Source organism: Burkholderia cepacia ATCC 25416 (assembly GCF_001411495.1).
Taxonomy (GTDB): domain Bacteria; phylum Pseudomonadota; class Gammaproteobacteria; order Burkholderiales; family Burkholderiaceae; genus Burkholderia; species Burkholderia cepacia.
On record NZ_CP012981.1, the window covers coordinates 58,558 to 76,620 of the forward strand.

Consider the following 18,063-nt stretch of genomic DNA (forward strand, 5'->3'; position numbering starts at 1 on the left):
CTCGGCCAATGGTGAAATTAGGGGCAAATCTGGTACGTCAGAAATAGGGGTTGATACCCCATGAATGCAGTGCACGAAGGGGACTATGCCGGACCAATACCGTCAACCCTCGGCATTCGTGACCGACTTTCTCCTTGGAGGTCGTTGGAACAAGAGGCTCGAACGGCAGTTCATTGGCCAGCATCGGAAGTCCAGTGAAGAAGTTCCCGACCGCGATCGCTGCAAAGCGGCTGAGGTGTCACACCTCGAACGACCGCAACGAGTCGGTTGTTGTCGTTCGAATAGTGGCACCTTCCTGTCCATCCCAGCGACCGACCAGAAGGCAATCGACCTCCAATCCAACGAGCCTGTCCAAAACCGATCCCTTGCGGACAGGGGCATTTTGCCCTGTCCGGAAATAAGGGTTGAAATGTTTTGGACATTGCCTTACATTCGGACATCTATTTCGTACAGATTGAGTGCCCGATATGTCCCGAACCTTTGCCTATGCCCGCGTCAGTACGTCCGACCAGACCCCCGCGAACCAGTTACGAGAGATCGAGGCGGCCGGCTTCTCGGTCGACAAGCGCCGCGTTGTGTCGGAAAGCATTTCGGGGAGCGTAAGCGCCGATCAGCGGCCGGGGTTTGCGCAGTTGCTCGTCAAGATGGAAGAAGGCGACGTGTTGATCGTGACGAAGCTCGATCGACTCGGCCGCAATGCGATGGACGTGCGGGCCACGGTCGAGGGATTGGCCGAACGCGGTATCCGGGTTCATTGTCTCGCCCTGGGCGGCGTAGATCTGACGAGCGCGGCCGGCCGGATGACGATGCAGGTATTGAACGCGGTGGCCGAATTCGAGCGGGATCTGTTGATTGAGCGCACGCACGCTGGTATCGCTCGCGCGAAGGCGGAAGGCAAGGCGATGGGGCGGCCGTCCGCCCTGTCGGACGAGCAGCGGGCGGACGTGCTGCGCGAGTTGGACGCGGGGACAAGCGTGGCCGCGCTTGCTCGGCGATTTGGCACGAGCCGCCAGACGATCATGCGGGTACGCGACGCAGTCTAAGCGGCGCGCGCCGTTCAACTCACGCCCTGCTAGAGCCCGGCTCACTGGGTGGTGGAGCGAGCAGCTTATAGGGCGCGAGGCGGTGCATGCGCGGTTCCGGGTTGGATATCGGTCCGCATTGCCCAAATGGCAGCACTCAGAGATGCGTCATGTCTCTCATCTGTATAAGACTGGACCAGACCAAGCAAACAGTGTCGGGTTGTCTGGCTCGGTTCGGCCAGAACCCGCCATTCGACACGGACACCAAGATCGCCGACGATCGCATCACCGACAAGGGCGATACCCTGGTGGACGCCTCTGGAGACAAGGGAAATGCTGCGCAGATTGCGCTCGGCATATCCCAAGCCTTTCGAGCTCGGCCTCCGCGAGCGCACGCCCGCTTTTTCGTTCGCCTGATTGCAGAGCTCGTCTGCTTTTAGGGCGTAAGCGTCCGGGTGACTGCACGGAATACGCCCGGCTCCAGCGCAATGTCGCTCTCGTGGCTTGCTGGTGCGGCGGCGAAGACACGCCAAAATCCTCCGTTTGCCGCGAGAACATGCGCGCGAACGGTTATGGCTTCCGTGGAATCTGACGCCACACCTGCGCCGCTTCCAGTCCAGACCTGACCAGCGTCATCCGCAACGACGCTGCCGTTCCGGATTACTGCGAGCGTGGGATTTCCCTTCAGCAGTGCGTCGGCATACTCATCCAGACCGACGTTCGCAGCCTCAAAGCCTACGCCAACAACCACCTGATTCGTCGCGTCGGCATACAGCCATGTGTTCGGTGGGAGGTTGCTGCTCTGAGGCAACAGCCGCCAGCCTGCTGGCAAAATGGTTGCCGTTTGACGGGTCAGGGGATTCTGCCAACTGACTGGCGGGAGGTTCTGAGTGTCTTTCTGGCGCTGCTCTTCCATCCTCCCGTAGCCCAACGCCGCAATGAAAGCCAAAAACAACGCTAAAGCGGTGAGATAGTGGCCAAACTTGCGAGGCGCCCGAGAAACACGGCAACCGTACTTAATGTCCCAACTGGTGCGCTTGCCGCCCAATAGGGCCCGATAGCTCGCGAGTTCGGTGAAAAGTGCCACGATTGGGATACCCAATCCGATGCCTCGAATCCAGACGTCGACGCTGCGCGCGGCGTACGTGCGCGCAGGCAGCGGAGCACAATCGAGCATCTGCACCTTAACGCCAAGCAAGCCCTTGCCTATCGAGTTGCCAAAAGCGGCGTAGACCAGAACGTCGCACACGATGGCAATCGGGATAATCAGGATTCCACTGAGCATGTCCTGAGACGACGACGGCATGTCTGCGAACGCGAGCAGAGACCACCCGAATCTTGCGTTCAGGATTCCGACCACGAACCCCACCACTAGTGACCAGATGTACAGGTCTAGCGTACGGGCAAAAAACCGACGCCATGGACCTGCAAGCGGCGACGCAACCGTCGAAGGCGCCCAATCCTGCGCCAACTCGTCCGGAGCACCCTTCATCACGGTCATCGCGATTGCTCCAGCGGGCTCTGGACCTGTCGGGGCTGCGATCGGGGTTGCGGCCTCTACCCGCCCTGCCCGCTGCCGAAACACTCCCGCCAGAACCCAACCAATGCCCCAAAAGACACACAGCGGAATTAGCCCCAGCACCGCGAAGGCCGCGCCCGAAAAGCTGCTGTCTCCGTAGGAAAGGGCGTATGCGACAACTGCCCACACTACAGATATCACGACTGCCAGCCGAAGCGGCCACTTGGTTTCTCTCATGCGGTCCCCCAGAGTGGTTTGCTTATTGTTGTGACCACCAATCTACTGGCTCGCCTCTGCGAAGTAAATCGTCTGAAAAACGTATACGGGCCGGCTGCCGAATGGCCGCTTCGTGGAGTCACGAGTGGCCGCCCTGGGTCGATCTGCGCCGGGCGGCGGCCAGCCGAGTTCGGCCATGAGGCGTCAGTCGCCGGTACAGTCACTCGGACGCGTGGACGTCCGTTCCTCACTTGCAAGCGGCCATTTGGATGGCGATCCGATCGTCTCAGTCGCCGGGAGTCCTTCGCTAGCGCGCAGGAGCCGTCCTTTCAAACGGAAAGCCGATCGCCGGCGCCCTCTACATACCGCTCAGAACTTGCCCTAGCTTTGTCGGTCTCGACAGCGCTCGAGCTCACGCATCAACTGATGCATTTCATGTTGTCGCCCGAGATGCCAGTCGGTCACGATGTTGAACAACCCTCGCGTCCACGAAAACGGTGCCCACCGGAACGGGACGACGATGCGCGGTTGGCGGGCTCGCAGCCCTTTTATGACGGCCTTAGCGACGTCATCCGGTTGTATCGGTCGTCGCAACGGTGCAGGAAACCCTTTTTCAATCAATTTCGTCGCTAGCGCATTTCCGCCAAAGCCGACCTTGGCAATGGCTGTCGCCACCCATCCCGGATAAAGCACGCTCGCCGTGGACCCGGTGCCGCCCAGTTCGGCGCGCAGTGAACGCCCGAGCATCTCGACTGCGGCTTTGGACGCTGCGTAAGGCGCATTCACCATGCCGTTCACGAATGCGTAGGCCGATGAGGTGACCAGGACCTGGCCTCGATTGCGCAGAATCTCCGGCAATGCGGCCTTGACCGTGCGCCAAACCCCGAGCAGATCGACCTCGACGATTCGCTCGAACTCCTGTTCATCGCAGCTGTACATGGTGGCGGGTAGATCGTGCCACGAGATGCCAGCATTGGCGAACGCAATGTCGAGGCGACCGAATCTATCGACGGCGCGTTGCACGACCGCCTTGGTGGCGGCAGCATCGGTGACATCGAGCGCCAAGGCGAGCGTGCGCTCGGAGTCAAACTCCGCGGCGAGGCGGTCCACTGAAGCCTGCGTCACATCGGTTAGAACAAGTCGTGTTCCACATGCATGCAACGCACGCGCGGTCGCAGCGCCAATGCCGCCTGCAGCACCCGTGATAAGCACGACTTTTTCCTGAAGATCGTAAGCCACTTTGTACTGCTCCTCTGCTATTGGTTTTCCATTGCTGCGCAAACAAGGGGCGATGGATGCCGGGTCATCGGCTCCGCAGATCATGCGAAGCCGATCGGTTCCCGCGGCCACCGATTGCCATTCATTTCGCCGGAGCGTTCGCGGCCGAATCGTTCCAGCCAGTTGCCGATGCCAGACTGATGGCGCGTTCAATGTCCCCGCCGCGAAAGCCGGCGCGTTCGACGAAGCGCCTGAAGAAGCCGGGCGCCTTGGCCACGATCGTGTTGATCTTGGGTACGACGATCATGTCCGCGCGGCGCTCGATGCCTGCCACGATGTCCCGCACGACCTGCTCGCGCGGGATCATCTTCCAGAAGCCTCGATCGTTGCCTCCCCACAATGCACGGCCGGCCGGATCGGCGACGACATCGTCCATCAGCGGCGTCGGGAAGAACGTCGGATGCGCGCTGCCGACCCCGATACCCAGATGACGAAGCTCCAGACGGATGCTGTCGCACATCGCCCACACGCCCGCCTTGCTGGCCGTATAGGACGCCTGTAGCGGCGAATGTACAAACGCGGCCATTGACGAAATCGCCAGCATGTACCCGCGCTGTTGCTGGACGAATGGCAAGCCGGCACGGAACGTACGCCACACGCCGTTGAGGTTGATGTCGATGACACGATCAAACGCGGCCGGGTCGAGGGTGGCCATGGGGGCCATGGTGTCGATGCCCGCGTTGGCGATGACGACGTCAACCTGACCGAAGTGATGCGCCGCATTGGCCATTGCGGCTTCGAGGCTTTCGAAATCGCGGACGTCGGCAGTCCAGCCAAGAACGTCAGAAGGGCGGCCGAAGCTGCGAGTTTGCGCCGCGAGCCTGTCTGCCTCCAGGTCGAAAAGTGCGAGGCGCGCACCCCGTGCGTGCAGCGCTTCGGCCAAGGCCGATCCCAGGCCTCCGGTGGAACCGGTAATGGCCACCACCTTGTTCGCCAGCTTATAAGTCGACATGCGCGCCTCCTTGCTTCGTTGGAACGTGACGGCGGAGAAACGCCAGCTGGTCGGCGATCACCTGTTCGAAGTCCTTGCCCACATAGATGTCGAAGTGGCCTGCCCGATACGCGCGCACTTCGCCTTTGGGTGCGCGGCTGGCATACCGTTTCGTCGGCTCCGCCGGAGCGACGGAGTCGGCTTCGCAAATGCAAAATAGAATCGGGCAGGAAATGTCGGCTGCCTTGCGACCGGGGCGGTACCGAACGATGTTCAGGCCGAAGCGTGCTGCGACCTGATTGCGAAATGCAGTACCGTCAGGTACGAGCGCGAGATAGCCATCCAGGGCATCCGGTGCGGTCATCAACGCGCCGGAACCGGGCGGACCCGCCGTCGGCACCATCACCGGCGCCCTGCCGACGAGGGATAGCAGCACATCCAATAGCGCGAGCGCGGTAACCTTGAGCGCGCTACGCCAGTTCAACGCGAACAACGACGCGACCCCGTCCGTGAACGGGCATTGCGCGATGGCAGCGGCAATAGTTCGGTCGCGTGCTGCGGAGAGAATCACATGACCGCCGCCGAAGGAGGTCCCCCACAGGACCACCTGATCCGGCCGGAGATTGCGGTTCCCGCGTGCAAAAGCGATCGCACCCGACCAGTCCTCCAGTTGCCGATCGATATCGAGCAATTGACGAGGGGAGCCGTCGCTCGCTCCGAAATGTCGATAGTCGAACACGAGGCACGCGTAGCCCTCCGCGCAAAAGCGTTGCGCATAGGCATCGAGCCGCATTTCCTTGATTCCACCCAGCCCGTGCGCCATCACGATGACAGGAAACGGGCCCGTCCCGCGAGGCTCGTACAGCCAGCCACGGCAATGTTCTCCGCGGCCGCCTGCTACGAACTCGACATTTTTTCGCCCGGCCATGTGTCCCCCAAGGTGTGCGAGAATAGATTTCGATCCAATGTTGTAACGCATTCTAACTTTGTAATGCGATCCATCCAGTGAGGTAAACCCCCGTATGGAATCGAGAACTCAGCGTCGGGCTGCCGCGACCCGCCTGGCGATCCTGCAAGCCGCCGAGACTTTGCTGACGGAGGGCGGACTAGCCGCGGTCACGCCTGAATCGGTTGCGACCCGGGCGGATGTCGCAGTGCAGACGCTCTATAACCGTGTCGGTGGCCGTTCCGCGCTGCTCATTGCCGTGGCAGAGCGCGCGTTGGAAGAAAACCGCGAGTACATGGACGCGGCCTATGCATCTGATGGCGATGTGGAGACGAAACTACGTTGTGTGGCAGCTGCTTACGCGCGGTTCGCCAAGGAGCGCCCGCACCAGTTCCGTATCCTTGTCGAACCACCGAATGAGCCGGAGGCGCTCGCGCGCATTGCTGCCCTGATCAGACAGCAAAACGCCAAATTGGCCGCATTGATCAGCCGAGGTATCGACGAAGGGTGGGTGGATGCAGATGTCGATCCGGAACACGCGTCGACTGCGCTGTGGGCAATGATGAATGGCATTTTCAGCCTGATGTGGCGCCCCGACAGCCTTCGACTGGATGTCGATCACATTGACGATCTACTGCGTACCGCGATCTCATTGTTGACCGGCGGTATCAAGAGGCGGGGCGATTGACGCGTAGACCCCAGACAGATCTGGCGACTACAAAAAACTTCAAGCGGTTCTCAACCGGTCTGCTGTCAGGCGGCCTTCCAAGGTGCCCGCAAACCAAGGGTTTCCTTTCGGTCAGTTTCGCTCATCTCACTTCGGGCTTCGGCTCGGAAGTTGGATGATTATCACGAAGGCGTGAACCGCAGGTAAGGACCCAACTTTCGCCGGTGTGGACGATGGCGGGAATAGACGTTGTACCTCGCAAGCTGCCGTTGATTCAGGTAGCGTCGAAGAGCTGGAGTGGGTCGATTACGGCCCTTGATGAGGTGACGTCCAGGCAATCTCCGACCTGATCTGCCTCCGACTGAGAGATCAGGTCTGGACATGCACATCTCATCGCTTCGCTCAGCGTTGCGGTAAGAGATCTCGCGCTGAAAACGCTTGGACGGCATCCACGACAGTCGGAGATGCGACCAATGTCGAAGCATTCACCGCGTCGGCGTAGCGGTCCTGCGCAGCGGGGTGTTGATCGGCCTGAGACAATCGCAGACAGCGCGGCAATGTATTCCTGGTATCGATCTATCTTCACTTGCCGCCAATCGGATGCGTGTGGTCGCGCTTTTGAGCAAGTATCGACGTAATCACCACGCCAACTAGGGCGAATAAGCCGGACGCGAGCGCGGCAAGCACTGCCGATAGCACTGCGGCGTTTGTCATGGCCAGTTCCCGAATCGATCTTGTCGCGATTATGCCGCGCTTCCTCGTGCCAATCACTGACGTGATGCGACGGTTGCAAAGTAACTTTCTAGCGTAACGCCGGCTCGGGGGTGTGGGCGCGCGGGGCATTCTTTGCGCGCAGCGTTCCAGAAGGCAGGGCAACTCTCAACGTCGTCGTGCGGACGCCATAGCTCAGCAGTCTGTCTCCAACTTTATCTCCAAGAAAATGTGTACTTTGGAGATAGACTTGGAGATAACCACAGCCTTACCAGACAAGGCTTACGGGCCGATACAACCGTCTATCTCCAAATCTCCAGATATTTTTGCTTCCGGCGGCACAGCAACGTTCCGCATGGCACCGGCCTTCGACTGATCGAGCCTACGCCGATACGCCTGTTGGAATCTTCCGAGCGACCGCGCCCGAACGGCACACGCAGCAGATCGATATGAATTCTGCGGCTGCCCGAAGCGTGGGGGGCAACTCTGGGGGCAACTCAGCAACGCTCCACAAGCAACACCCTTACACTACGGGCCTCACATAGAATTATTTCATTCCGGCCCTGGCACCAGTATTTCGCAGCGTCGTGCGCTGCATCTGTCGAAACCCGCGCAAGCTCGCCGCTTCGCGGGTTTTTTGTTTTTGCGGCACGCGCCGCAACGCGTACCCTCGCACAACAGTCCAAGCATCATGAGGATTCGCGGCACGGAGGCGCGCCATGTCCATGCGCACGATTTCATCCCCGCTCCGCCGCCGCGTGCTCGCCGTGGCGCTCGTGCTCGTGCTGGGCGGATGCGACGTCCTCACCGCGCCGCCGGTGCCTGACTGGCCGGGCCCGCACGCACCGTATCCGTTCCCGGACAACATCCCGCATCGCACCGAATGAAGCGCCGGCCGTCCTGCCGCCGGCCGCGTCTCGCGCTCAGGCCATCAGTTCGCGAACGAAGTCGAGAAACACCCTCACCTTCGCCGAGACGAGGTTTGACGCGTGGTGATACGCGTAAAGCGGAAACGTCTCGTCCGCCCATTCCGGCAACAGCAGCACCAGCCGCCCTTCAGCCAGGATGTCCCGCGCATAGAGCTCCAGCAATTGCGCAATCCCCGCGCCGCCCAGGCACGCACCGAGCAGCATGCCCGTATCGTTGACCATCAGCCGGCCGGCGGCATCGAACGGCACCACTTCCTTGCCGCGATGGAATTCCCATTCGAACGGCCGCCCCGTCACCGGGTCGCGGATCAGCACGCAACGGTGCCCGTCCGCGAGGTCGCGCGGATGCCGCGGTTCGCCATGACGCGCGACATAGGCTGTCGACGCGCAGGTGAGCACGCGCGTTTCCAGCAGCAGCCGCGCACGATACGACGACGGTTCCGGAATGCCGAATCGCACGGCCACGTCGAACCCGTCGGCGACGAGGTCGCCCATCCGGTCGCGCACGCTGATCTCGACGGACAGGTCGGGGAAGCGCTCGAGAAACCCGGCCATCTTCGGCGCCAGCACGTAGTGGCCGAAGGTCGCGTCGACATTGACGCGCAGCCGCCCCCTGACACGCGCCTTCGACTGGCCGGCGTCGATCGCCGCCTCCTCGATGCCGGCCAGCAGCGGCGCGACCGCCTCATAGAAACGCCGGCCCTCGTCGGTCAGCGTGATCGCGCGCGCCGTGCGGTTGAAGATCCGGATGCCGACGCGCTCTTCCAGCCGGGCGACGGCACGGCTCACCGCCGGCTGCGTCAATCCCATCGCTTCGCCGGCCCGCGCGAAGGTGCCGGCCTCGATCACCGCCGAAAGTACGCCGATCCCGCTCAAAAGCCTGCTGTCGAATGCCATAAGACATACTTTTAGTCATTCTTGATCTTCTCATTATTCATTATTTTTATTGACCGAGGAAGCCTACATTAGTCCTGTCGCCGGATCGCTCGGCACTCACGAACCAAGGAGCAGGACATGAGCACATCGGAACAGGTCGCCCTCGTCACGGGTTCATCGCGCGGCATCGGCGCGGAAATCGCGCGCCAGCTCGCCCGGGACGGCTTCCGGGTCATCGTCAACTATGCCGGGAGCGCCGGCCCGGCCCGCGAAGTGGTCGACGCGATCGTCGCCGACGGCGGCCATGCCGTCGCGGTGCAGGCGAACGTCGCCGACCCGGCGGCCGTGGCCGCGCTGTTCGACGCCGCGCAAGCTGCATTCGGCGGCGTGGATGTCGTGGTCAATTCCGCGGGCGTGATGAAGCTGGCGACCATCGCCGACTGCGACGATGCGCTCTTCGACGAAACGATCGCCACCAACGTGAAAGGCACGTTCAACGTATGCCGCGAAGCGGCCAGGCGGGTGCGCGACGGGGGACGCATCATCAACCTGTCGACCAGCGTGATCGGCATGCGCATGCCGACTTACGGCGTGTACGTCGCCAGCAAGGCGGCAGTCGAAAGCCTGACGCAGGTGCTCGCGCAAGAAATGCGCGGGCGCGGCGTCCGCGTGAATGCCGTCGCGCCGGGACCGGTCGCGACCGAGTTGTTCCTGCAGGGCAAGAGCCCCGAACTCGTCGATCGGCTCGCGAAGCTGAACCCGCTCGAGCGGCTCGGCCAGCCCGACGACATCGCGCGCGTCGTCGCATTCCTCGCCGGCCCCGACGGCGCGTGGGTCAACGGCCAGATCCTGCGCGCCAACGGCGGCATGTGCTGACGGGCCGCCTGCCTCGCCCCCCGCTTACCGGAGATCGATCATGAAGGAAGTCATTCTCGTCACGGGTGCGTCCAGCGGCTTCGGCCTGCTGACGGCCCAGGCGCTCGCCCGCGCCGGCCATACCGTCTACGCGTCGATGCGCGAAAGCACCGGCCGCAACGCGCCGCGCGTCGCCGCCATTGCCGCCTACGCGCAGGAGCACGGGGTCGACCTGCGCACCGTCGAGCTCGACGTCGGCGACGACGCGTCCGTCGGTGCCGCCATCGATCGCGTGATCGCGGACAACGGCCGCCTGGACATCATCGTCCACAATGCCGGCCACATGGTGTTCGGTCCGGCCGAAGCGTTCACGCCCGAGCAGATCGCCCAGCTCTACGACATCAACGTCGTGTCGACCCAGCGCGTCAACCGCGCGGCGCTGCCGCACCTGCGCCGTCAGGGCCGCGGCCTGCTCGTCTGGGTGTCGTCGTCGTCCGCACGCGGCGGTACGCCGCCGTTCCTCGCCCCTTACTTCGCCGCGAAGGCCGCGATGGATTCGCTCGCGGTGTCCTATGCCGCCGAACTAGCCCGCTGGGGTATCGAGACGTCGATCGTCGTGCCGGGCGCCTTCACCCAGGGCACGAATCACTTCGCCCACGCGGGCAAGCCGGCCGATTCGGCCGTGCAGGCCGCCTACGACGACGGCCCCTATGCGGGCGTCGCCGGGCAGGCACTGCAAGGCCTCGCCGCGCTCGAACCGGCAGACGCCGATGCCGGCACCGTCGCGACGGCGATTGCCGACATCGTCGCCGCACCCGCCGGCAAGCGCCCGTACCGCGTATTCGTCGATCCGTCGCAGGACGGCGCGGAGGAAGTGTTCCGCGTCGGCGATCGCGTCCGCCGCGAGATGTTCAGGAACATCGGCCTCGCCGACCTGCTGGCCGCCCGCGTCGGCAGTTGATCCGGTGCGTGCCCGGCGCCGGGCGCGGCGGCACGCATCAGCGCGGCTCGCAGAACCCGAGGATCGCTTCCGCAACCGCCGCCGGCGCCTCGCGCTGCGGAAAGTGGCCGACACCGTCCAGCACCTGCCGCGCGTAGCGGCCCGTGAAGAAGCGCTCACGCCCGGCCGAGCTGTCCGGGTGATTGCAGGTATCCGCGCCGCCGTGCAGCACCAGCGTCGGCAATGCCAGCACCGGCGCGGGATTCAGGCGCGCGTCGTCATCGGCATGGGCCGGCGTGCCCGGCGCGAATCCCCACCGATGCCGATACGAATGCAGGACGACGTCGATCCAGTCGGGGCCGTCGAACGCGTCTGCCGCCGCCTCGAAATCGCCGTCGCGATACCAGCCCGGTGGCGACCACGTGTCCCACATCAGACGGGCAAACGCGCGGCGATCGTCGCGCAACGCCTGCTCGCCGCGCGGCGTCGCCATGAACCAGTGATACCAGTAATTGCGCGCCTGCTGCAGCGACAGCGGCTGCCCGGGATCGTTGGTGCCGTATCCGACCGACAGCATCACGAGATGCGATGCGGCGTCATCGCGCAGCCCGCACGCGTTCGCGGCCGCCCGGGCGCCCCAGTCGTGCCCGACCAGCACGGGCCGCTCGAGACCGAGTGCATCGACGAAGTCGAGCACATCTCGTCCGAGCGCCGCGAGCTGGCCGCTGCGCGGCACCGATGCGTCGCGAAAGCGCGTGGGCGCAAAGCCGCGCAGCGCGGGCGCGAGCACGCGGTAGCCGCGCGCGGCAAGGGTCGCCGCCACGGCGTCCCAGCCGATCGGGCTGTCCGGCCAGCCGTGCAGCAGTACCGCCACGCGCTCGCCGCGCGGGTTCCATTCGAGATAGGCAATATCCAGCGACGCGGTCGTCGCATGCGCGTAGGTCGTCATCGTGCACTCCGTTGGGTCGATCCGAGTGCACGATGGTAGGCCGGCCGTTCATCACGATTCGCGGAGTATCATTGTTCACTCTCCGCGTATTGTGTTGAATCGAACCATGGAACCGCTGACCGATCCCGCGTCGACCGCGCTCGACATCACGCTGCTGCGCACCTTCCTCGAAGTCGTCGACAGCCGCGGGTTCGCGCCGGCCGCGGAACGGCTTGCGTTGACACCGTCCGCCGTCAGCGGCCACATCAAGCGGCTCGAACAGGCAGCCGGCACGGTGCTGCTCGCGCGCACGACGCGCCGCATCGCGCTCACGCCGGCCGGAGACACGCTGTACGCATACGCGCGCAACATCGTCGACATGGAGCGCGAAGTGCGCGCGAGGCTGCGCGGCGCGCCGGCGCACGGGCCGCTGCGGGTCGGCGCGTCGGAGGATTTCGCGGGCGCGTGGCTGCCGCACGTGCTGCGCACGTTTCGCGACCGCCACCCGCGCACGTCGATCGAACTGAAGGTCGGCATCACCGCGTCGCTGCTGCGCGAGCAGACGCTCGGCCGGCTCGACGTCGTGTTCGGCAAGCAGTGCCGGCAGGTCGACACGCCGGGCGAACTGCTGTGGGAAGAGCCGCTCGTGTGGGCGTTCGCGTCGGATCGCACGCTCGACGCCGAAGGTGAGGTGCCGCTCGCGCTGTTTCCGCAACCGTGCGTTTATCGCGAAGCCGCCGTCGCGGCACTCGCCGCCGCGCTGCGCCCGTTTCGCGTGCTGTTCGAGAGCGGCAGCATGGCCGGCTGCGTGTCCGCCGCGCTCGCCGGCTTCGCGGTCACCGCGCTGGCGCGCAGCCAGCTGCGCGACGGCTTGCGCGAATGCGGGCCGCAAGACGGCCTGCCGGCGTTGCCGGCCGCACGCTTTTACGCGTTCGCGGCAAAACCGGACGGCGCGGGTGCGGCGTTGATCGATGCGGTGCGGGATACCGGGCGCAGCCGGCGGTTCGCGGCGCTGCCCGGCTGAACCCGGCGCGGCGGCACGCAACGCGAACCGCGCGCCGGTCAGTCGCCCTCTCCGTCCTCCCGGTCCTCCCCACCTCTCGTCAGCGCGCTCGCCATCAGCTCGCCGAACCACTCGACGAATGCATTGAGCCGGCGCGAACGATGGCGCCGGTGCGGATACACGGCCGACACGTCCATCGGCGCGGCCCGATGGCTCGGCATCACCTCGACCAGCGCCCCGCTGTCGAGCAGATGCTCGACATCGAAGCGCGGAATCTGGATCAGCCCCATCCCGGCGATGCAGCTGGCGATATAGGTTTCGGCGTTGTTGACGATCACGCGGCTCGGCAGCGTGAGGGTGTACCGCTGGCCGTCCGAGCAGTATTCCCAGTCGAGTTCACGCCCGGTCGTCGGCGACGCATAGCCGATCGCCCAGTGTCCGTGCGCGAGCGCGTCCGGATGCTCGGGCACGCCGCATTCGCGCAGGTAGTCGGGGCTCGCGCAGTTGATCAGCGTGAACTGCCCGAGCGGCCGCACGACGAGACTGCTGTCCGCGAGCCGCCCGACGCGGATCGCGCAGTCGACACCCTCCTGCACCAGGTCGATCGACCGATCCGTCGAGCCGAGCGACAGTTGCAGCTTCGGGTAACGGCGAAACAGCGACGGCAGCGCGGGCGCCACCATGCGGCGCGCGATCCGGCTCGGCACGTCGACGTTCAGCCGGCCGATCACGTCGCGGTCGCGGCGGCGGAACAGGCGGTCGAGTTCGTCGGCTTCCGCGAGCAGGCGCCGGCCGCGTTCGAGCAGCAACGCGCCGTCGGCCGTCAGCTGCACCTGGCGCGTCGTGCGATGCAGGAGGCGCGTGCCGAGCCCCGTCTCGAGCTGCTGGACGGCCGCCGACACGGTCGCGCGCGGCACGTCGAGCGCGTGCGCGGCCTTGATGAAGCTGCCCATCTCGGCAACCTGCAGGAAGATTCTGACCTGATCCAGCTTGTCCATCGGCAGGGAACGTAGGTTCGGAAACGCGTCGCCGCCGGCCGTCGCGCGTCGCGGCAAGATTCGGCGGCACAGAAAAACGGACGCGCAGCCGCGAGGCCGCGCGCCCGTCCATTGTCCACGCAAACGCGCCATTGCGGTGCACGCCGCACCCCGCGACGTCCGCCGAAGCGGCGCGTTGCCCGAACGATTACTTGGTCGTATAGCCGCCGTTGATCAGGATCGTCTGGCCCGTGATCCACCAGCCGTCGGTGACGAGATGGCGAATGAACGGCACGACGTCCTCGATGTCGGTCAGGCCCGTCTTGCTGAACGGCGACAGCGCGGCCGCCGTCTTGTGATACGCGACCGCATCGGCGCCCTCGGCCGGATAGAAGAACGGCGTGTCCATCGGCCCCGGCCCGACGGCCGTCACCGAGATCCCGCGCGCGCCGTATTCCTTCGACGCCGCACGCGTGAAATGCTCGACCGGCGCCTTCGATCCTTCGTACGCCGCATAGAACGGCGTGAACGCGCCGAGCAGCGACGTCACGAGCGTGACGAGTTTGCCGTGATCCTCGAGGTGCCGCCCCGCTTCCTTGATGAAGAAGAACGCCGACTTGCTGTTGACCGCGAACATCTCGTCGTACTCGGCCTCGCTGATCTCGGTGAACGGCTTCTTCAGTACCTTGCCGACCGTGTTGATCGCGATGTCGATCTTGCCGAAGCGCTGTTTAGCGTCGTCGAACAGCTTCTCGACCGCAGCGGCCGTCGTCAGGTCGCCCTGGAACGTGGCAGCCTCCGCGCCGGCCGCGCGCACCGCGGTGGCCGTCTCCTCGGCCTGTGCCTGCGATGCGGCACTGTTGTAGTGAATTGCCACTGCCTTCGCGCCGTGGCTCGCCAAATCCCGGGCGATCAGGCCGCCGAGATTCTTTGCGCCGCCTGCGATCAGGACGACCTTGTCTGCGAGCGTATGAATTGCCACGGTGGACTCCTTTTCTCGATGAACGAATCCTGGAGTGTAGGCACGCGCGACGCACCGGTCAGCCGGTCGCGGCTGGATGGATTATCCAGAAAATCGATCCAATCGCCGCAAGGTAATGTGGCCTGCCGCACCGACAAGATTTCCGGAATCACCGATCGATTCCGCGGATGCCGGCCGGCTCAGCGCGCGTACAGCGCCGCGTCGATCTTGCCGAGCAGCCATTGCATGCCGGCCAGATGCTGCTGGTCGTGGCTGCACAGGTAGTGGACGAGCCCGCGCACGGTCAGCGAGCCGTAACCGTCGAACGCCCCGGTGCGTGCGAGCTGTTCGGGCGTGAGGCGCGACACGAGGTCCAGCGTCTCGCGCCGTGCTTCGCGGATCGCCGCGAGCACGTCGGACGCATACGCGTCGTTGTAGCGGCGCTCGATCGCGAGCGCGTCGCCATCGATCGACACGAGCAGCGGCCGGTCTTCCTCGAGCATCCGCCGCAGCCGCACGTGATAACCGTCGGTCTCGATGTCGCGCACGTGGCAGAGCTGTCCGAGCGGCGAAAAGTGCTCGCTCGGGATTCCGGCCCAATCGTCGGGCGTCCAGCGCGCGTAGCCGTCGGGGACGGCCGCGAAATGAGCTTCGAGCTGACGGGGAAAATCGGCGAGTGCGTCGAGCGTCGTCGGATTCATGCGGGACTCCCTGTCGAATGGAGGCAACGGCAGCCCTGGCACGGGCCTGCCGCCGCCGTTGCGTCACGTCACTTCACGCTGAAGCCGTACGCGCCCTGCGTGCGGTGCCCGTCGGTCGCGACGGCCACCCATTTCACCGTATAGGCGCCCGTGCCGACCGCCGTGAGCGGCACCGTCATCCGCTTGCGGTTCGACGCGTCGATGCGCGCACGGCCGTCCGACACCGTCTTGCCGTTGCCGTCGACGACGACGATCGAGCTGAACGCCGGCTCCAGCGGCTCGGTGAAGTCGATCGTGACGGCAGCCGGTGCGGCGGCCACCGCCGCGCCCGCCGCCGGGTCGCTCTTCGCGAGATGCGCGTGCGCGAACGCAACCGACGAGACGGTTGCGGCGAGGATGACGGCGGCAGCCTTGCGGCCGAACGGGAACGATGCGAAAGGCATGGACTTTCCGTGAAGAATGAACGGGCGCCGCGCCCCGCGCGGCGTACCGGCAGCTTACCAGCGCATGCGGGTTCACGCCGGCCGCGCGCCGCCGCTTGATAGAATGCGCGCGCTATGGATCTCGAAAGCATTCTCTACACCCAGGGCTTCGGCTCGCGCCGCCAGTGCCGCGGCCTGATCGAAGCGGGCCGCGTCAGCGTGGCGGGCGCGCGCGCGGCCGACCCCGACGCCGCGTTCGATACCGACGGCCTTGTGTTCTCGGTCGACGATACGGCGTGGCCGTTCCACGCGCGCGCGTATCTCGCGCTCAACAAGCCGGCCGGCTACGAGTGTTCGCGCGATCCGCAACACCACGCGAGCGTGTTCAGCCTGCTGCCCGCGCCGCTCGTCGCGCGCGGCGTGCAGTGCGTCGGACGTCTCGACCAGGACACGACGGGCCTGCTGCTGCTGTCGGACGACGGCCAGTTCGTGCACGCGTACACGTCGCCGAAGCGCAAGGTGCCGAAGACCTACGTGGCCACCGTGCGCCACCCGCTCGACGATGCGCAGCTGAATGCGCTGCGCACCGGCGTGCAGCTGCACGGCGAGCCGAAGCCGATCGCGGCGGTCGCCGCCGACGCGCGCGCACCGCACGCGCTCGCGCTGACCGTCCTCGAAGGCAAGTATCACCAGGTCAAGCGCATGGTCGCGGCGGCGAGCAATCGCGTCGAAGCGCTGCATCGCGAAAGCATCGGCGGCTTCGCGCTGCCGGGCGATCTCGCACCGGGTGCGTGGCGCTGGCTCGATGACGCCGACCTTTCAGCGCTGCGCAATTCCGTCGAAACCCTGTAAGGGAAAATCCGCACGACCGTTCGACGTCCGGCCTCATCCCTGCCGCATGTTCCCCCGCTATACTGAAATGACAAGCTGTACGAGCAGCGATGCAGGGGAGACATCATGAACATCAACCATACTTTCGAACTGTCGTACATGATGATCGCGTTCGCGGTCATCGGTGTCATCGTGATCGGCGGCCTGCTGGCCGCGATGCACCTGAAGCACAAATATCATCCGAACCTGATTGGCGCGCTGATCGGCGCGCTGCTGTGCTTCCTGCTGATCGAGGCATTACCGGCGCTGACCTGACGCGCTGCCCGGCGCGAGCGTTTGAAGGAAATCGTCTACGGTCGGATACCGCAACGTCACGCACAATTCGGCCTTGAGCCGTGCGTTGGACAGGCGCCGCGACTCGCGCATGAACGACAGCAGGGTCGGCTCGAGCTGACGCTCGGCGTCCGCGCGGCTGACGCGTGGCGGCCTCGGCAGGCGCAGCGCCTGCGCGACCCGGTCGAAATATTCCCCCATCCGCAGTTCGCTGTCGTCCGACGCGTGCACGGCGCGCGCCGGCTTGCCGCGTTCGGCCGCGCGGCGCAGGATCGCCGCGAGATCGTCCGCGTGGATGTGGTTCGTGTAGACGTCGTCGGCCGGCTCGAGTGCCGGCGTGCCGCGCTCGAGCCGTGCGACCGGCAGGCGGTTCGCCGCGTAGATGCCCGGAATGCGCACGATGCGCGCGGACAGCACGCCGCGCACCGTCGCCGCGCGCAGTTGCCGCTCGGCCGACACGCGTCGGAACGCGCGCGGATTCGCGGGACGCAAGGGCTGCGTCTCGTCGATGCGCGCGCCGCCGCAGTCGCCGTATACGCCCGTCGTACTCGCGTAGACGAGCCTCGGCGCGCGAAGGCCGTCGGGTACAATACGCGCTCCCCGAACGGGTGCGCCGGCCTGCCGTGCAGCGGTGCGCAGCGTTCGGAGCCGGCCGACCGCCGGCGCTGGTGAAGTCGATGGACGACGCGCGGGCACGGTCGTTGCGGCGATCAGCGCACGCGTGCGCCGGTCGTCGCGGCCGTCGGATTGCGGCGGCGCGAGATGCAGGATCGTGCGGGCCAGACCCGCAAGGCGGCCGAGCGTCGCCCGGCGATCGAGATCGCCGACGATCGGCGTCGCGCCCGCGGCACGCAGTTCGTCGCGGCGGGCCGGGTGGCTCGTCAGCGCGAAGATCCGCAGGTTGCGATGCGTGTCGCGCCATTGCGCAACGCAGCGCATGCCGACGTCGCCGCAGCCGACGATCAATGCGCGCGGCCGGCGCAGGATTCGAGTCGCGATCATGTTGGTTGCGAAATC

At 65.3% G+C, this 18,063-nt stretch carries 20 protein-coding genes; 9 read left to right on the forward strand and 11 right to left on the reverse strand.

Annotated features, from left to right (window positions below):
* Positions 1–467: 467 nt before the first annotated feature.
* Both APZ15_RS00270 and APZ15_RS00275 read left to right on the forward strand, forming a co-directional pair.
* Complete coding sequence (locus APZ15_RS00270) at positions 468–1,043, forward strand: recombinase family protein (protein ID WP_027786697.1); 576 nt, start codon at positions 468–470, stop codon at positions 1,041–1,043.
* A gap of 149 nt (positions 1,044–1,192) precedes the next feature.
* Positions 1,193–1,462, forward strand: coding sequence for a hypothetical protein (locus APZ15_RS00275; protein WP_027786696.1), 270 nt, complete (start codon positions 1,193–1,195; stop codon positions 1,460–1,462).
* On the opposite strand, the gene APZ15_RS00280 is transcribed toward APZ15_RS00275, so the two are convergent.
* The 4 genes from APZ15_RS00280 to APZ15_RS00295 form a co-directional block, all read right to left on the reverse strand.
* Positions 1,459–2,523, reverse strand: coding sequence for an RDD family protein (locus APZ15_RS00280; RefSeq protein WP_027786695.1), 1,065 nt, complete (start codon positions 2,521–2,523; stop codon positions 1,459–1,461). The two genes, APZ15_RS00275 and APZ15_RS00280, sit on opposite strands and share 4 nt — an antisense overlap.
* Before the next feature lie 615 nt (positions 2,524–3,138).
* Positions 3,139–3,996: an SDR family NAD(P)-dependent oxidoreductase gene (locus APZ15_RS00285; RefSeq protein ID WP_027786694.1), complete on the reverse strand. Its 858-nt coding sequence runs from the start codon at positions 3,994–3,996 to the stop codon at positions 3,139–3,141.
* 121 nt (positions 3,997–4,117) lie between these two features.
* A complete protein-coding gene (locus tag APZ15_RS00290) occupies positions 4,118–4,987 on the reverse strand; it encodes an SDR family NAD(P)-dependent oxidoreductase (RefSeq protein WP_027786693.1) in 870 nt (289 codons plus the stop codon).
* Positions 4,974–5,945, reverse strand: coding sequence for an alpha/beta hydrolase (locus APZ15_RS00295; protein WP_226153283.1), 972 nt, complete (start codon positions 5,943–5,945; stop codon positions 4,974–4,976). Before APZ15_RS00295 ends, APZ15_RS00290 begins: the two co-directional genes overlap by 14 nt.
* A 43-nt stretch (positions 5,946–5,988) precedes the next feature.
* Here APZ15_RS00295 and APZ15_RS00300 point away from each other — a divergent pair, with 43 nt between their 5' ends.
* The gene (locus APZ15_RS00300) at positions 5,989–6,600 is read left to right on the forward strand and encodes a TetR/AcrR family transcriptional regulator (protein WP_011695111.1); all 612 of its coding nucleotides are present in this window, start codon (positions 5,989–5,991) and stop codon (positions 6,598–6,600) included.
* Between the two features lie 1,409 nt (positions 6,601–8,009).
* Complete coding sequence (locus tag APZ15_RS41645) at positions 8,010–8,177, forward strand: hypothetical protein (RefSeq protein WP_021160775.1); 168 nt, start codon at positions 8,010–8,012, stop codon at positions 8,175–8,177.
* 36 nt (positions 8,178–8,213) lie between these two features.
* Here the strand turns inward: APZ15_RS41645 and APZ15_RS00305 are convergent, their stop codons facing one another.
* On the reverse strand, positions 8,214–9,116 hold the full coding sequence (locus APZ15_RS00305; RefSeq protein ID WP_027786691.1) for a LysR family transcriptional regulator: 903 nt from the start codon (positions 9,114–9,116) through the stop codon (positions 8,214–8,216).
* 117 nt (positions 9,117–9,233) lie between these two features.
* Here APZ15_RS00305 and APZ15_RS00310 point away from each other — a divergent pair, with 117 nt between their 5' ends.
* Positions 9,234–9,971 (forward strand): SDR family oxidoreductase, encoded by a 738-nt coding sequence (locus APZ15_RS00310; protein ID WP_027786690.1) that lies wholly within the window; start codon positions 9,234–9,236, stop codon positions 9,969–9,971.
* 40 nt (positions 9,972–10,011) lie between these two features.
* Complete coding sequence (locus tag APZ15_RS00315; RefSeq protein ID WP_027786689.1) at positions 10,012–10,911, forward strand: SDR family oxidoreductase; 900 nt, start codon at positions 10,012–10,014, stop codon at positions 10,909–10,911.
* 37 nt (positions 10,912–10,948) lie between these two features.
* On the opposite strand, the gene APZ15_RS00320 is transcribed toward APZ15_RS00315, so the two are convergent.
* Entirely contained in the window at positions 10,949–11,839 is an 891-nt protein-coding gene (locus APZ15_RS00320) for an alpha/beta fold hydrolase (RefSeq protein ID WP_027786688.1), read from the reverse strand.
* Between the two features lie 106 nt (positions 11,840–11,945).
* Between APZ15_RS00320 and APZ15_RS00325 the strand changes: the two genes are divergently transcribed.
* Positions 11,946–12,842: a LysR family transcriptional regulator gene (locus APZ15_RS00325; RefSeq protein WP_034195739.1), complete on the forward strand. Its 897-nt coding sequence runs from the start codon at positions 11,946–11,948 to the stop codon at positions 12,840–12,842.
* A gap of 38 nt (positions 12,843–12,880) precedes the next feature.
* Here APZ15_RS00325 and APZ15_RS00330 read toward each other — a convergent pair whose 3' ends face one another.
* The 4 genes from APZ15_RS00330 to copC form a co-directional block, all read right to left on the reverse strand.
* Positions 12,881–13,819, reverse strand: a complete 939-nt coding sequence (locus APZ15_RS00330) for a LysR family transcriptional regulator (RefSeq protein WP_027786686.1) — start codon at positions 13,817–13,819, stop codon at positions 12,881–12,883.
* A gap of 187 nt (positions 13,820–14,006) precedes the next feature.
* The gene (locus APZ15_RS00335) at positions 14,007–14,780 is read right to left on the reverse strand and encodes an SDR family oxidoreductase (RefSeq protein WP_027786685.1); all 774 of its coding nucleotides are present in this window, start codon (positions 14,778–14,780) and stop codon (positions 14,007–14,009) included.
* Positions 14,781–14,959: 179 nt separating this feature from the next.
* Complete coding sequence (locus APZ15_RS00340; protein WP_027786684.1) at positions 14,960–15,460, reverse strand: DinB family protein; 501 nt, start codon at positions 15,458–15,460, stop codon at positions 14,960–14,962.
* 68 nt (positions 15,461–15,528) lie between these two features.
* A complete protein-coding gene (gene copC / locus APZ15_RS00345; RefSeq protein WP_027786683.1) occupies positions 15,529–15,903 on the reverse strand; it encodes a copper homeostasis periplasmic binding protein CopC in 375 nt (124 codons plus the stop codon).
* A gap of 114 nt (positions 15,904–16,017) precedes the next feature.
* On the opposite strand from copC, the gene APZ15_RS00350 reads away from it, so the two are divergent.
* Both APZ15_RS00350 and APZ15_RS00355 read left to right on the forward strand, forming a co-directional pair.
* The gene (locus APZ15_RS00350; RefSeq protein ID WP_027786682.1) at positions 16,018–16,734 is read left to right on the forward strand and encodes a pseudouridine synthase; all 717 of its coding nucleotides are present in this window, start codon (positions 16,018–16,020) and stop codon (positions 16,732–16,734) included.
* 105 nt (positions 16,735–16,839) lie between these two features.
* Positions 16,840–17,028, forward strand: a complete 189-nt coding sequence (locus tag APZ15_RS00355) for a hypothetical protein (RefSeq protein ID WP_027786681.1) — start codon at positions 16,840–16,842, stop codon at positions 17,026–17,028.
* Here the strand turns inward: APZ15_RS00355 and APZ15_RS00360 are convergent.
* A complete protein-coding gene (locus APZ15_RS00360; RefSeq protein WP_027786680.1) occupies positions 17,011–18,048 on the reverse strand; it encodes an NAD-dependent epimerase/dehydratase family protein in 1,038 nt (345 codons plus the stop codon). The two genes, APZ15_RS00355 and APZ15_RS00360, sit on opposite strands and share 18 nt — an antisense overlap.
* Positions 18,049–18,063: the final 15 nt, after the last annotated feature.

What these genes read in the sequence shown, in the direction of transcription:
- APZ15_RS00305 (WP_027786691.1), bottom strand. Translation starts at nt 9,116, where the DNA reads ATGGCATTCGACAGCAGGCTTTTGAGCGGGATCGGCGTACTTTCGGCG.
- APZ15_RS00330 (WP_027786686.1), bottom strand. Translation starts at nt 13,819, where the DNA reads ATGGACAAGCTGGATCAGGTCAGAATCTTCCTGCAGGTTGCCGAGATG.
- copC (WP_027786683.1), bottom strand. Translation starts at nt 15,903, where the DNA reads ATGCCTTTCGCATCGTTCCCGTTCGGCCGCAAGGCTGCCGCCGTCATC.
- APZ15_RS00355 (WP_027786681.1), top strand. Translation starts at nt 16,840, where the DNA reads ATGAACATCAACCATACTTTCGAACTGTCGTACATGATGATCGCGTTC.
- APZ15_RS00300 (WP_011695111.1), top strand. Translation starts at nt 5,989, where the DNA reads ATGGAATCGAGAACTCAGCGTCGGGCTGCCGCGACCCGCCTGGCGATC.
- APZ15_RS00320 (WP_027786688.1), bottom strand. Translation starts at nt 11,839, where the DNA reads ATGACGACCTACGCGCATGCGACGACCGCGTCGCTGGATATTGCCTAT.
- APZ15_RS00360 (WP_027786680.1), bottom strand. Translation starts at nt 18,048, where the DNA reads ATGATCGCGACTCGAATCCTGCGCCGGCCGCGCGCATTGATCGTCGGC.
- APZ15_RS00295 (WP_226153283.1), bottom strand. Translation starts at nt 5,945, where the DNA reads ATGCGTTACAACATTGGATCGAAATCTATTCTCGCACACCTTGGGGGA.
- APZ15_RS00340 (WP_027786684.1), bottom strand. Translation starts at nt 15,460, where the DNA reads ATGAATCCGACGACGCTCGACGCACTCGCCGATTTTCCCCGTCAGCTC.
- APZ15_RS00280 (WP_027786695.1), bottom strand. Translation starts at nt 2,523, where the DNA reads ATGACCGTGATGAAGGGTGCTCCGGACGAGTTGGCGCAGGATTGGGCG.
- APZ15_RS41645 (WP_021160775.1), top strand. Translation starts at nt 8,010, where the DNA reads ATGTCCATGCGCACGATTTCATCCCCGCTCCGCCGCCGCGTGCTCGCC.
- APZ15_RS00275 (WP_027786696.1), top strand. Translation starts at nt 1,193, where the DNA reads ATGTCTCTCATCTGTATAAGACTGGACCAGACCAAGCAAACAGTGTCG.
- APZ15_RS00325 (WP_034195739.1), top strand. Translation starts at nt 11,946, where the DNA reads ATGGAACCGCTGACCGATCCCGCGTCGACCGCGCTCGACATCACGCTG.
- APZ15_RS00290 (WP_027786693.1), bottom strand. Translation starts at nt 4,987, where the DNA reads ATGTCGACTTATAAGCTGGCGAACAAGGTGGTGGCCATTACCGGTTCC.
- APZ15_RS00350 (WP_027786682.1), top strand. Translation starts at nt 16,018, where the DNA reads ATGGATCTCGAAAGCATTCTCTACACCCAGGGCTTCGGCTCGCGCCGC.
- APZ15_RS00315 (WP_027786689.1), top strand. Translation starts at nt 10,012, where the DNA reads ATGAAGGAAGTCATTCTCGTCACGGGTGCGTCCAGCGGCTTCGGCCTG.
- APZ15_RS00310 (WP_027786690.1), top strand. Translation starts at nt 9,234, where the DNA reads ATGAGCACATCGGAACAGGTCGCCCTCGTCACGGGTTCATCGCGCGGC.
- APZ15_RS00270 (WP_027786697.1), top strand. Translation starts at nt 468, where the DNA reads ATGTCCCGAACCTTTGCCTATGCCCGCGTCAGTACGTCCGACCAGACC.